The 12,961-nt window shown below is 64.9% G+C and carries 11 protein-coding genes; 6 read left to right on the plus strand and 5 right to left on the minus strand.

All coding sequences use genetic code 11. The features are described 5' to 3' along the window. Nucleotides 1-8: 8 nt before the first annotated feature. Both aruF and VA599_RS17575 read right to left on the minus strand, forming a co-directional pair. Nucleotides 9-1,028, minus strand: a complete 1,020-nt coding sequence (aruF, locus tag VA599_RS17570; protein WP_021475901.1) for an arginine/ornithine succinyltransferase subunit alpha — start codon at nucleotides 1,026-1,028, stop codon at nucleotides 9-11. Nucleotides 1,029-1,168: 140 nt separating this feature from the next. Further along, nucleotides 1,169-2,383 carry an aspartate aminotransferase family protein gene (locus VA599_RS17575; RefSeq protein ID WP_021475900.1) on the minus strand — a complete coding sequence of 405 codons (1,215 nt, stop codon included), beginning with the start codon at nucleotides 2,381-2,383 and terminating at the stop codon, nucleotides 1,169-1,171. 408 nt (nucleotides 2,384-2,791) lie between these two features. On the opposite strand from VA599_RS17575, the gene VA599_RS17580 reads away from it, so the two are divergent. Genes VA599_RS17580 through VA599_RS17605 form a run of 6 tightly spaced genes read left to right on the plus strand, consistent with a single transcriptional unit; the run spans nucleotide 2,792 to nucleotide 10,472 of the window. Then, nucleotides 2,792-4,279 (plus strand): carbohydrate porin, encoded by a 1,488-nt coding sequence (locus VA599_RS17580; RefSeq protein ID WP_346789792.1) that lies wholly within the window; start codon nucleotides 2,792-2,794, stop codon nucleotides 4,277-4,279. Between the two features lie 33 nt (nucleotides 4,280-4,312). Further along, nucleotides 4,313-5,434 carry an NHL repeat-containing protein gene (locus VA599_RS17585; protein ID WP_346789793.1) on the plus strand — a complete coding sequence of 374 codons (1,122 nt, stop codon included), beginning with the start codon at nucleotides 4,313-4,315 and terminating at the stop codon, nucleotides 5,432-5,434. After that, a complete protein-coding gene (gene efeB, locus VA599_RS17590) occupies nucleotides 5,431-6,729 on the plus strand; it encodes an iron uptake transporter deferrochelatase/peroxidase subunit (RefSeq protein ID WP_346789794.1) in 1,299 nt (432 codons plus the stop codon). Before VA599_RS17585 ends, efeB begins: the two co-directional genes overlap by 4 nt. Nucleotides 6,730-6,753: 24 nt before the next feature. Beyond that, entirely contained in the window at nucleotides 6,754-7,758 is a 1,005-nt protein-coding gene (locus VA599_RS17595; RefSeq protein ID WP_346789795.1) for an iron ABC transporter substrate-binding protein, read from the plus strand. Beyond that, complete coding sequence (locus VA599_RS17600) at nucleotides 7,759-9,378, plus strand: ABC transporter permease (protein WP_346789796.1); 1,620 nt, start codon at nucleotides 7,759-7,761, stop codon at nucleotides 9,376-9,378. Further along, complete coding sequence (locus VA599_RS17605) at nucleotides 9,366-10,472, plus strand: ABC transporter ATP-binding protein (protein WP_346789798.1); 1,107 nt, start codon at nucleotides 9,366-9,368, stop codon at nucleotides 10,470-10,472. Before VA599_RS17600 ends, VA599_RS17605 begins: the two co-directional genes overlap by 13 nt. Before the next feature lie 457 nt (nucleotides 10,473-10,929). Here the strand turns inward: VA599_RS17605 and VA599_RS17610 are convergent, their stop codons facing one another. The 3 genes from VA599_RS17610 to VA599_RS17620 form a co-directional block, all read right to left on the minus strand. Continuing rightward, the gene (locus VA599_RS17610; protein ID WP_346789799.1) at nucleotides 10,930-11,727 is read right to left on the minus strand and encodes a substrate-binding periplasmic protein; all 798 of its coding nucleotides are present in this window, start codon (nucleotides 11,725-11,727) and stop codon (nucleotides 10,930-10,932) included. Nucleotides 11,728-11,955: 228 nt separating this feature from the next. After that, on the minus strand, nucleotides 11,956-12,381 hold the full coding sequence (locus VA599_RS17615; protein WP_346789800.1) for a lipocalin-like domain-containing protein: 426 nt from the start codon (nucleotides 12,379-12,381) through the stop codon (nucleotides 11,956-11,958). Nucleotides 12,382-12,512: 131 nt separating this feature from the next. Next, nucleotides 12,513-12,890 (minus strand): cytochrome c, encoded by a 378-nt coding sequence (locus tag VA599_RS17620; protein ID WP_104948081.1) that lies wholly within the window; start codon nucleotides 12,888-12,890, stop codon nucleotides 12,513-12,515. Between the last annotated feature and the right edge of the window lie 71 nt (nucleotides 12,891-12,961).

The following is a 12,961-nucleotide window of genomic DNA, read 5'->3' on the forward strand; positions in this document are numbered from 1 at the left end:
AGGCCTCCTTAGTCTTGCTGCAAACCGGCGACGCGCACCATGTCGCCGCTGGATACGCCCAGCGCCTTGGCCGCGTCGGGATTGATGAAGGCCACGCCGTCCACCACCGCCACGCGGGCGGCGGTAGCGGCGAAACCGGCCAGGCGCTGGTTGCTGACCAGCTGCAGGCTGGCCTGCGCCGGCAGGCTGGCCTGGATTTCCACCGGGTAAGCCCGGCTGTGCTCCACCGTCTTCAGGCGGTCCAGCTCGGCGGTCAGCACCGCGCCGCCGTCGAAAATGTCCAGATAGTTGTCGGCCTCGAAGCCTTCCTTGCACAGCAATTGGCAAACGCGCTCGAAGTGCGGGTGGATCTGGCCGATCGCCTGCTGCGCCTCGTCGGGCAGCAGCGGCACGTAGATCGGGTAGCTGGGCATCAGCTCGGCGATGAAGGTCTTGCTGTGGCTGACGAAGGCCTGCTCCACCTGCAGGAAATCCAGGTTGAAGAAGCGGCGGCCGATGGCGTTCCAGAACGGCGACTGGCCGGCGTCGTCATGCACGCCCTGCATCTCGGCGATGATGCGGCGGCCGAAACGCTCGCGCTCGCCGGCGATGAACAGCAGCCGGGCGCGCGACATCAGCTCGGCGGCGATGGCCTCCAGCCCGCTGTCGACAAAGAAACCGCACAACTGCACGGTGCCGGTCAGGTCGTGGCAGATGTTGAGCACGTGGACGCGGTTGTTGACCTTCAGCGCGCGGGAGGCATGGACGGCGGTTTCGCTGCGGTAGCTGTAGAACGGCTCGTCGAAGCCGGCCGACGCGCAGATCGACGCGGTGCCCACCACCGCGCCGCCCTGCTCCAGCGCGAACATGTAGTAGTCGCGGCTGGACTCGCCGCTGGCTTCGTGCTCGAAGGCGCTGACCGATTGCTGGATGCGTTCGAACAGCTTCTCGCGGTTGCTAGGCAAACTGGTGACGCCGATGCCGCTGGCCTGGGCCAGCCGCTCGATCGCCGGCAAGTCCGAAGTGCGGACGGGACGCACGGTAAACATGGGACTACCTCCCTGGGTTGGGGCGGCCGCGCGTATCGCGGGCGCAGCCGCAGCCGCGACCCGGCCGAAGCGGGGTCGTGGCGGTTGAGTCTGGGTCTAGAGGGCCGGACGGCGCTGCCGCCCGGCGGGCCTTGCCTGGCTTACTTGGCGGACTGCAGATCGGCGATGGCGGCGTCGAGGCGCTTCAGGCCCTCGTCGATGTCGGCATCGCTGATCACCAGCGACGGCGCCAGGCGCAGCACGCTCAGGCCCGCCACCAGAATCATCAGCTGCTGCTTCTCGGCAGCCTTCAGGAATTCGCGCGCGCGGCCGTTGTATTCGTCGGTCAGCACGCAGCCGATCAACAGCCCCTTGCCGCGCACCAGCTTGAACACCTTGTACTTGGCGTTGATCGCTTCCAGACCGGCCGCCAGGCGGTTATGGCGCGCCTCGACGCCGGCCAGCACCTCGGGAGAGCTGACGATGGACACCACCTTGTGGGCCACCGCACAGGCCAACGGATTGCCGCCGTAGGTGGAGCCGTGGCTGCCGATGCCGAAGCTCTTGGCCACTTTCTCGGTGGTCAGCATCGCGCCGATCGGGAAGCCGCCGCCGATGCCCTTGGCGGAGGACAGGATGTCCGGCGTCACGCCGTACTGCTGGTAGGCGTACAGTGCGCCGGTGCGGCCCATGCCGCTTTGCACTTCGTCAAAGATCAGCAGCGCGTTGTGCTGGTCGCACAGCTCGCGCGCGGCTTTCAGGAATTCCGGATCGGCCGGCAGCACGCCGCTCTCGCCCTGGATGGGTTCGATCACCACCGCGCAGGTCTTGTCGGAAATGGCCGCCTTCAGCGATTCGATGTCGTTGAATTCGAAATGGCCGATGCCGCCCGGCACCGGGCCGAAGCCTTCGGTGTACTTGGGCTGGCCGCCGACGCTGACGGTGAACAGCGTGCGGCCGTGGAAGGAATTGACGCAAGACAGGATCTGGTTCTTGTCCGCGCCGAAGTTGTCATGAGCGTACTTGCGCGCCAGCTTGAACGCTGCCTCGTTGGCCTCGGCGCCGGAGTTGCAGAAGAACACGCGCTCGGCGAAGGTCTTCTCCACCAGCAGGCTGGCCAGCTTCAGCGCCGGCTCGTTGGTGAACACATTGGACACGTGCCACAGCTTGTTCGCCTGCTCGGTCAGCGCGGCCACCAACTCGGGGTGGCAGTGGCCCAGCGAGTTGACGGCGATGCCGCCGGCCAGATCGACGAATTCGCGGCCGTCCTGGTCCCAGACGCGGGATCCTTCGCCGCGAACCGGGATGAAACCGGCCGGGCCGTAGTTGGGCACCATGACCTGGTCGAAATCAGCGCGGGTTACCGAATTGCTCATTGATGGTTTTCCTTCCTTGTTCTGTCGTGCGCCAACGCTTTTTCCGCGCGGCTGTTTTTACATGCTCGATCGATTCTAAAGGAAGCGGACGAGAAGTCACTATCCTGTTTGCGACACCGCCGTACAAAAAGCATTCGTTAAAACATGGTTTCATGTTTGACAATCAGCAATATCCATTCTTTACCTCGCTCTTGCGCCCCATCTGTCGCCCGGCAAGCTGTCTGACAAAAAAATCCACAGCTACAGTCAACCATTGAGAATGATTTTCGTTTTTCTATGCTGAAACAGTCCACTGCCGTACAACGGCGGCGGTCATGGCTTCGCGGCCGGCACGTTCCGGCCGAATAACGAGAACGATACGCATTACTTCGGGATGCAATGGAACCCCTCATAGGGAGAAGTGACACTGTGAAACGATACGCACCACCCCGCCGGCTGCTGGCCTGCGCCGTCGCCTCCAGCCTGCTGCTGGCCGGCCTGGCCCGCGCCGCCGACAGCGCCGACGCCGACGTCAATCCCGCCGACCTGCCGGAAGCCGACCAGGCGATCAAGGCCAAGCCCGACAGCCAGTGGACCGGCTGGTGGAACCGCTCCACCCTGCTGGGCGACATGGGCGGCCTGCGCTCGGCGCTGGGCCGCAACGGCGTCACGCTAGGCCTGGCGGAAAGCAGCGAATACCTGCGCAACGTCAGCGGCGGCGCGCAATACGGCGGCGCTTACCAGGGCCTCACCACGCTGACGCTGGGCCTGGACACCCAACGCGCAGGCTGGTGGAACGGCGGCAGCTTCAACGTCAGCGTGCTGGACATCCACGGCAAGCCGTTCAGCGCCGACCACGTCGGCAGCATCCAGAGCGCCAGCGGCATCGAGGCCGACCGCGCCACCCGGCTGTGGGAGGCCTGGTTCCAGCAGCAGCTGAACGGCGAGCGGCTGGATGTGAAGATCGGCCAGCAGAGCCTGGACCAGGAATTCATGGTCACACAGTACGGCGGCGCCTTCATCGGCACCATGTTCGGCTGGCCGGCGGTGCCGTCCGCCGACCTGCCGGCCGGCGGCCCGGCCTATCCGCTGTCCGGCCTGGGCGTGCGGCTGCGCGGCAAGATAGGCGACAACGTCACTCTGCTCGGCGGCGCCTTCGCCGGCGACCCCGCGCGCTACACGCCTCCCGGCGCGGACGCGCAGCAGCTGAACAAATACGGCACCACCTTCAGCACTCACGGCGGCACGCTGTTCATCGGCGAGCTGCAATACGGCCGCAACCTGCCATCCAACGGCGCGCTGGAAACCCCGCGCCCGCTGAACGGCATCGGCGGCCTGCCCGGCACCTACAAGATCGGCTTCTGGTATCTGAACCATAAAACCGCCGACACCCGCTGGGACGTCAACGGCCAGCCGCTGGCGCTCAACCTGGCCAACCCGCAGCTGCACAACGGCAACTACAGCGTTTACGCGGTGGCCGACCAGACCGTGTGGCGGCCGGCCGAGGACAGCACGCGAACGCTGAACGTGTTCACCCGCGTGATGGGCGCGCCCGGCGACCGCAACCTGGTCAGCTTCTCCGCCAACGCCGGCGTGACGCTGACCGCGCCGTTCGCCGGCCGCGACAACGACACCGTCGGCCTGGCCTTCGGCTACGTCAAGGTGGGCAACCACGCCGCCGGCAACGACGCCGACACCGGCATCGCCAACGGCAACCTGGCCTATCCGGTGCGCGGCGATGAAACCCAGGTCGAGGCCACCTATATCTATCAATTGACCCCGTGGTGGCAGTGGCAGGCCGATGTGCAGTACGTGCGCAACGTCGGCGCCGGCGTGGTGTCGCCGAACGACCCGACTCAGACCCAACGCATCCCCAACAACTGGGTGGTGGGCCTGAAAACCAACATCACCTTCTGATCGCGAGCCGCCGCACCACTGGAGAACGCAACAATGAAACTGGAATTCCCGCAGCGCAAGCTGCTCGCCGCCGCAGCCGCCCTGTTGGCGCTGGCGGGCGGCGCCCACGCCGGCGACGTCTTCCTGGCCGGCATCAAGCGCCACACCGTATTGACCAACACCGTGCCGGACAACGGCGACCAGAACCCGTACGCCATCGTCGTCTCGCCCATCACCTCCGGCAAGATCAAGGCCGGCGACGTGCTGGTGGACAACTTCAACAACGCCGCCAATCTGCAAGGCATGGGCAGCACCATCGTCAACTACCACCCGGACAGCAAAAACCTGACGCTGTTCGCGCAGATTCCGCGCACGCTGGCGCAATGCCCGGGCGGCGTCGGCCTGTCCACCGCGATGGCGGTGCTGAAGAGCGGCTGGGTGATCGTCGGCAGCACCCCCAGCAACGACGGCACCACCGACACCAAGGGCGCCGGCTGCCTGATGGTGCTGGACACCGAGGGCAAGCTGGTGGACGTGTGGTCCGGCCCGGACATCAACGATCCCTGGGGCAATATGGCGGTGATAGACAACGGCGACAAAGCCACGCTGTTCGTCAGCAACGCCGGTTTCGGCGTCGGCAGCGCCAAGGGCACCCCGCCGGTGATCAACCAGGCCACCGTGCTCCGGCTGGATCTGGAAATCCCCGCCGGCAAGCCGCCGAAAGTGGTCAACCGCACCGTGGTGGCCAGCGGCTTCGGCGAGCAGGCCGACAAGGGCGTGTTCCTGGTCGGCCCCACCGGCCTGGTCTACGGCAAGGACGACAAGCTCTACGTCTCCGACGCGCTGGGCAACCGCATCAGCGAGATCTGGGACGCCGCCAGCCGCACCACCAGCGCCGGCGTCGGCCGCACGCTGACCCACGACGGCCTGCTGCTGCGTCCGCTGGCGCTGACCGCCACGCCGCAGGGCCACCTGCTGGCCACCAACGGCTCCAACGGCAAGGTGGTGGAGATCGACCCGGCCAACGGCGACCAGCTGGGCGCACGCTGGATAGACGCCAACAAGGCGCAGACCCCGCCGGGCAACGGCGACCTGTTCGGCATCGCCCTCACCCCGGAAGGCGACGGCTTCTATTACGTCACCGACGACAACAACAATCTGGTGTTGGCGAAATGAGCGACGGCCAAGCCCCCAAGCAGCCGTCCCGGCGGGGATTCCTAGCCGGCGGCGGCGCGCTGGCGCTGGCCGGCTGGCTGGGCGGCGCGTCCGGCGTCGCCCGGGCGGCGGCCGTCCATGCCAAGGCCGTCAAGCCGCCAGTCCCGAAGGACCAGGAACCGTTCTACGGCCCGCACCAGGGCGGCATCCTCACCCCGCAGCAGCAGAACAGCTACTTCGCGGCCTTCGACCTGGCCGACACCGCCAAGCGCGCGGACGTGATCGCGCTGCTGAAAGCCTGGACCGACGCCGCCGGCCGCCTGGCCCGCGCTCTGCCGGCACGCGCGCTGACCGGCCAGGCCGACAAGGCGCCGCTGGACTCCGGCGAAGCCGTCGGCCTCGCCACCGCGCGGCTGACCCTCACCTTCGGCTTCGGCCCGGGCCTGTTCTCCAAGGACGGCGTGGACCGCTACGGCCTGGCGGCGCGCCGGCCGGAAGCGCTAGTGGACCTGCCCAAGTTCAACGGCGACCAGTTGGTGCCGGAGAAGAGCGGCGGCGACTTGTCGATCCAGGCTTGCGCCGACGACCCGCAAGTGGCCTTCCACGCAGTGCGGCAGCTGGCCGCGCTGGCCGACGGCGTCGCCGCCGTGCGCTGGGTGCAGACCGGCTTCGCCAGTGGCGCGCCCGGCGGCGGCACCCCGCGCAACTTGATGGGCTTCAAGGACGGCACCAACAATCCGTCGCCCAAGGACCCGGCGTTGATGAGCCAGTTCGTCTGGGTCGGCGACGAAGGCGGCTGGATGAAGGGCGGCAGCTACCTGGTGGCGCGCCGCATCCGCATCGCGCTGGAGCACTGGGACAAGACCGAGCTGGGCTTCCAGCAGGAAGTGGTGGGCCGCTACAAGGACAGCGGCGCGGCGCTGGGCCAGAAACAGGAATTCGAGCCGATGAAGCTGGACGCGGTGGACAAGGACGGCAATCCGGTGATTCCGGACTCCGCCCATTCCCGCGTCGCCTCGCCGCAGGAAAACGACGGCGCGCGCATCCTGCGCCGGGCGTATTCCTACAACGACGGCGCCAACTTCACCGCCGAGCGCTGGCCGCCGTGGCGCCAGGGCATCGAATACGATGCCGGCCTGTTCTTCCTCGCCTACCAGCGCGATCCGCGCAGCGGCTTCATCCGCATCAACAAGAAGCTGGCGGCGATGGACATGATGAACCAATACATCACTCACGTGGCCAGCGCCATCTTCGCCTGCCCGCCGGGCGCGCGCTCCGGCGGCTACATCGGCGAGGCACTGTTCGCCGGCCTGTAACCCCCGCTTGCAAAGGAAAGACAAATGAACACGAAAAAACTGATCGCCGCGCTGCTCGCCGGCGGCCTGCTAGCTGCCAGCCAGCTCTCTCTCGCCGCCAGCCTGGTGCTGTACAACGCCCAGCACCCGCAGACGGTGAAGCTCTTGGCGGACGACTTCGAGAAGATGAGCGGCATCGGCGTCAAGATCCGCTCCGGCGAAGGCCCGGAGCTGGCGGCCCAGTTGCTGGCCGAAGGCAAGGCTTCGCCGGCCGACGTCTATTTCGCCTCCAACTCGCCTGAGCTGATGCTGCTGGAGGGCAAGCAGATGCTGGCCAAGCTGCCGGCCGCCACGCTGTCGCCGATCCCGGCGCGCTACAGCTCGCCGCAGGGCGAATGGGTAGGTGTGATGGCGCGCGAAAACGTGCTGGTGTTCAACAACAAGCTGGCCGCCGGCGCCCAGATGCCGGCCTCGCTGATGGATCTGGCCAAGCCGCAATGGAAAGGCAAGCTGGCCATCGCCCCGTCCGACGGCGACTTCCTGCCGCTGGTCAGCGCCGTGCGCGCGCTGAAGGGCGAGCCGGCGACGCTGGCCTGGCTGAAGGGCCTGCGCGACAACGCCCAGACCTTTGACGACAACGAGGGCGTGGTGGCGGCGGTGAACCGCGGCGGCGTCGCCATCGGCGTGATCAACAACTACTACTGGACCCGCCTGCAGATGGAGCTGGGCAGCAAAGGCATGCACAGCCAGCTCTACCACTTCGGCAACGCCGACGTCGGCGCGCTGATCAACGTGTCCGGCGCCGGCATCCTGAAAACCGCGCGCAACGCCGACGCGGCGCACAAGTTCCTGGCCTACCTGGTCAGCCCGCGCGCCCAGCAGCTGATCGCCAAGAGCAACATCACCTTCGAATACCCGCTGCTGCCCAGCGTGGCCCCGGCCCCGCAGCTGAAGCCCTTCAACCAGCTGAATCCGCCGCCGCTGGACATGCAGAAACTGGGCGACGACAGCCAGTCGGCCAAGCTGCTGCGCCAGGCGGGACTGCTGTAAATGAACGGCGCGGTCTTGCGCCTGGCCGCCGGCGGCGGCCGGCGGCCGCTCGGCCTCATCGCCTGCGCCGCCCTGGTGGCGGCGTTGGTGCTGCTGCCGCTGGGCTTCACGCTGTGGCAGGCGGTCAGCTACGGCGGCGGCGACGCCGCCGAGCTGCTGCTGCGCCCCATCGTCGCCCGGCTGGCCGGCAACACCGCGCTGATCGTGCTGGCCAGCACCTTCAGCTGCGCCGTGGCCGGCACCGCCTCCGCCTGGCTGGTGGAGCGCACCCGGCTGCCGGGCCACAAACTGTGGGCGCTGCTGTGCGTCGCCCCGCTGGCCATCCCGCCCTTCATCACTAGCTTCGCCTGGGTGTCCATCAGTCCTGAGCTGCAGGGCTTCTGGGGCGCCTGGCTGGTGCTGACCACCGCCTACACGCCGCTGGTCTACCTGCCGGTGTCGGCGGTGCTGCGCAATATGGACCCGGCGCTGGAGGAAACCGCCCGCGCGCTGGGCCTGTCGCCATGGTCCTGTTTCTTGCGGGTGACGCTGCCGCAACTGAAACCGGCGTTATTGGGCGGCATGCTGCTGGTGGCCTTGTCCACCTTGTCCGAGTTCGGCGCTTTCATGCTGCTGCACTTCCACACCTTCACCACCGAGATTTACGCCGAATACCGCGCCAGCTTCGACAGCGCCGGCGCCTCGCTATTGGCCAGCGTGCTGATGGCGGCCGGCGTGCTGATCCTGCTGGCCGAGCTGCGCGTGCGCGGCCAAGGCCGCTACCAGCGGCTGGACCGCGGCGCACGACGCGCCGCCGGCCGGCTGGAGCTGGGCTGGAAACGCTGGCCGGCGCTGGCCTGGCTGCTGCTGCAAAGCGCCGCCACGCTGCTGGCCCCCATCGCCACCATCCTGTACTGGACGCTGCAGCCGGGCGCGGACGCGGTGACGCCGGCCGAGGTGTCGCCGCAGTTGCTGCTGTCCGCCGCCGCCTCTTCGCTGGGCCTGGGCCTGTCCGCCGCCGCGCTGACCACGCTGCTTGCGCTGCCGCTGGGCTATCTGCTGGCGCGCCATCCGGGCCGGCTGGCCCATCTGCTGGAACGGGTGGTGTATCTGGCCCAGGGCGTGCCCGGCATCGTCATCGCGCTGGCCCTGGTCAACCTGGCCATCCAGTGGCTGAAACCCTTGTACCAGACCGCGGCGATGCTGGCCCTGGCCTACGCCATCATGTTTTTGCCGCTGGCCCTGGTCAGCGTGAGGAGCGCGCTGTTGCAGGCGGAAAGCCGGCTGGAAGAGCTGGCGCGCTCGCTGGGGCTCAACTGGTGGCAGGCGCTGTGGCGAGTGGTGCTGCCGCTGGCCGCCCCCGGCCTGGGCGCCGCCGCCAGCCTGGTGTTCATCTCGGTGATCACCGAACTGACCGCCACGCTGCTGCTGGCGCCGATAGGCACCGAGACGCTGGCCACCCAGGTATGGGCCGACACCGCGGCGCTGGCCTTCGCCGCCGCCGCGCCGTACGCGGCCATCCTGATCGCGCTGTCGCTGTCCGCCACCTGGCTGCTGATGTCCTGCCTGGGACGCGGCGCGGTGCTGGGCGGCCAGGCGCAACCATGGAATCAACAGGAAGATCCGCCATGTCGGAACTGAAAATAGAGAATCTGGGCAAGCGCTTCGGCACGCATCGGGTACTGGACGACATCAGCCTCACCGTGGAGCAAGGCTCGCTGCTGGCGCTGCTGGGCCCGTCCGGCAGCGGCAAGACCACGCTGCTCCGGCTGTTGTGCGGCTTCGAGCGCTGCGATGAAGGCAGCATCGTCATCGGCGGCAAGCTGGTCAGCAGCCCGCAAATCCATCTGCCGCCGGAAAAGCGCCAGATCGGCTACGTGCCGCAAGAAGGCGCGCTGTTTCCGCATCTATCGGTAGCGGACAATATCGTGTTCGGCCTGCCGCGCGGCGAACGCCGCGAGCGGCGGCGGGTGGCGGAACTGCTGGACATGGTGGGCCTGCCGGCCGACTTCGCCGGCCGCGCGCCGCAGCAGCTGTCCGGCGGCCAGCAACAGCGGGTCGCCCTGGCGCGCGCGCTGGCGCCCAGGCCCGCGCTGGTGCTGCTGGACGAGCCGTTCTCGGCGCTGGACGCCGCGCTGCGCGCCGAAACGCGCCAGGCGGTGGCCGACGCGCTGGCCGCCAGCGGCACCACCGCGCTGATGGTCACCCACGACCAGGCCGAGGCGCTGACCATGGGCCGCCGGGTGGCAGTGCTGTGGCAAGGCCGGCTACTGCAGGTGGCCGCGCCGCTGGCGCTGTACCAGCGCCCAGCCAGCCCGGAGCTGGCGGATTTCGTCGGCGACGCCGTGCTGCTGCCCGGCCGCGCCCACGGCGGCGAGGCGCAATGCGCGCTGGGCCGGCTGCCGCTGCTGGACGGCATGCCGCAGGGAGACGTGACCGTGCTGCTGCGGCCGGAACAGATCCGCCTGCTGCCGGCCGGCGACGCCGGCGTCCAGGCCAGGGTGCTGGATGTCAGCTTCTACGGCCACGACGCCAGCGTGCGGCTGGCGCTGGACGACGGCTGCCTGCTGGCCGCCCGTGTCCCCGGCCACCGCTGCCCTCAGCCGGGCGAGGCTGTCGCTTTGCAAGTAGAAGGCACGGCGGCCTGCTTCCCGGCGGCCGGCGGTTCGAGCGGCGGCGGCATCGCCACTGCCCGGCTGCAACATAGCCCGGCGTTGTTTCGGCAGGGGGGGTGAGCCTTTATCTTCAACAGAAAACGAAGCCAACGCTCGTAAAAAAGCCTTCCCAAAATGGGAAGGCTTTTTGTTCAGACCACTATTGGTCCTACTACTATGCAGGCTCTGAGTACCCAGTTACTTCTTCTTTGGATCGTGGACTGGTAGTGTCGGATGCTTTGGCGCGTTTGGCGGGTCTACATGCCGGCGACGATCATCCGTCCCATCTTCCTTCTTCGGTTTCGGACCAGGTTTGATAGAGCTTAGCATTCTGACTTTCTCCCATTTCCAGCCATGACGGCTACTGTCCATAGATAGATATCAGCCTTTTACAATTCAAGATTATAGGTAGTGAAACGTAGGTTGAACTGAATGCAATGAAGCCCAACATTTACCAAAACACTCATCAAAAATGCTATGGTGAGTACCATGGGAAAGGCCGGGCTTCGCAAGCTCAGCCCAAGCTACTCTCCTTAATTCATTGAGCCGCTTTGTCAGTCAGCCTGTACTTTTTCTTGAGCTCCATAATCAAAGGTTGGTTTTTGGCAAGAAATTCATTGAATTGCTTGATTACATCGCCCTGCCGAATGCTGGAAAGAGAAAAGTCACTGTTTTCAAAGGGAAGCTTTCTATCAAAGACTAGCGCGCCCGGCTTGTGGACAATCTCATCAAGGTAATAATTAATGACTATTGGGCTGGCATAGACTGCGTCGTAGTGCCCAGTCATCCCCAAACTGATCACCTTGCTGAATGAATCCTCCTGATAGACCCGGATGGTTCCATTATTGATCTTTTGTCGCATGGCCTGCTCAAACGGCCAAGGCGTAAATCCCCGCATGGTCACGATAGCCTTAAGGGAAGTCTCGGATAGCTGATCGACTTTCTCCGGCTTCACCAGCAACCCTTCAATGACATTGACAACTGGCTGGCTATAGAAAATGGATTTGCCTTTTTTAAGATCGGCCTGCCAATGCGGGTTGTCTGGATATTTAAAATCAATCGAACTGTCATTCAGAAATGTATGAAATAGCCTTGAAACCGGAAGTGGCGTATAAGTGAATGAATAGCCGGATTGCTTGGCAAATGCGTCAAGCAAATCCCTGCCATATCCGGAAAATTTCCCATTGACGCAGCTATGCAGCGGATAATAGTCAATCTCTTCGACGCCCACGACAAATGAGCTGGCAGCAGCGGGCCCAATGAATGCCATACAAAAGAATGCCATTGATATTAATGTCAATCTCATTTTACACCGCGCAATCTCATCCACTTGCATTAAGAGTCGCTAACAAAACCTCGCAGAGAACCTGAGCCAAGGCGCGCCGACGCAGGCAGTACCAGCCGTACGACAAGGAGGCGCAACGCAGGATCAGGGGTTTTGTTAGCGGGTCTAAACGACGCAAGCAACCCCACCTGCCTAGAGCTTGCTTATTGCTTATCACTGTAGAGCAAACGGCCAAACGCTGGCCCAGAAAATAGCGGGCTGCCAACTCAGCTCGGCCAATTACTCCCGCACAAACCCAAGCACGCCTCTGCCCATCGTATTTCCCGCCGCCAATGGGCTCGGCATCCAGGCGGTGAAGACTTCCAGCGCGTCGCCGTCGAGCTTGTAGAAACGCTGCTGCTCGGTGCCGTTCCAAGCCTCGTTCCAGCAGGTATCCACCTTGACGATGAAGCTGTCCCCATCCATCCGATACCGTCCGGTATAGGCCATCAAGGTACGAAACAGCGCCGCCTGTTGCGCGTCGGCGCTCCCCGGCTCCCGCGCCTTTGCGCTCACCAGCACCATCATCCGTCCGTCAGCGCCGAAAATAAGGTAGCCATTGGGGTCCGCGCCCCATGGCTGGGTACGTTCCTTGGACTCCTGCAGCTCCATCTCGAAAGAAACCAACCGCCAGTTGCCATGTAGCTTGGCGCCGAGCTCAGACATATTATTTCCCCCTCGCCGTTCGCCTGATCGTGCCTATCCGTCGACTGTCCCTCAACATCTGCAATTCCCCAGCCGCCATTCAATAATGTGGGCGCTCAAACTTGAGGCTAGTCCCAAGCGCCTTGAACGCCTCATTTCTTTGCAATCAAGGCCACCATGTATTCATTCAAGTCGCGCAGATCATTAATCGTCCAGGAATGCGGCGGCAGCCTGACGCCATTCTCCCGCAAAGTTCTTGGAATCAGATCGCCGTTTGGACGGAGTATGATTGATGAAACGATAACGCCAGGATAGTCATTGAGCCGTTTTCTGAAGGCGGGCGTGGCAAGATTGGGCGTGCGAGGATTGCTCTTGCTGGCCAATGGCCCTGTGCCCTTCGCGCTCTCTCCATGGCACATCGCGCATCTCGCCAAGTAAATGTTCTTCCCATTATTGGCGTTCGCAAAAGATGACGATGTCTGGAAAAACAAAAAGCCTGATAAAGCAATAAGGATTATTTTCGCCTTCACGTCTAACCTTCTCTGGCAGTTTGTGAAAATGCTTCCAACCACAGGCTGCGCGCTGGCAGTCCGATTTGGAG

The sequence above is a fragment of the Chromobacterium indicum genome (assembly GCF_039708975.1).
Taxonomy (GTDB): Bacteria; Pseudomonadota; Gammaproteobacteria; order Burkholderiales; family Chromobacteriaceae; genus Chromobacterium; species Chromobacterium piscinae.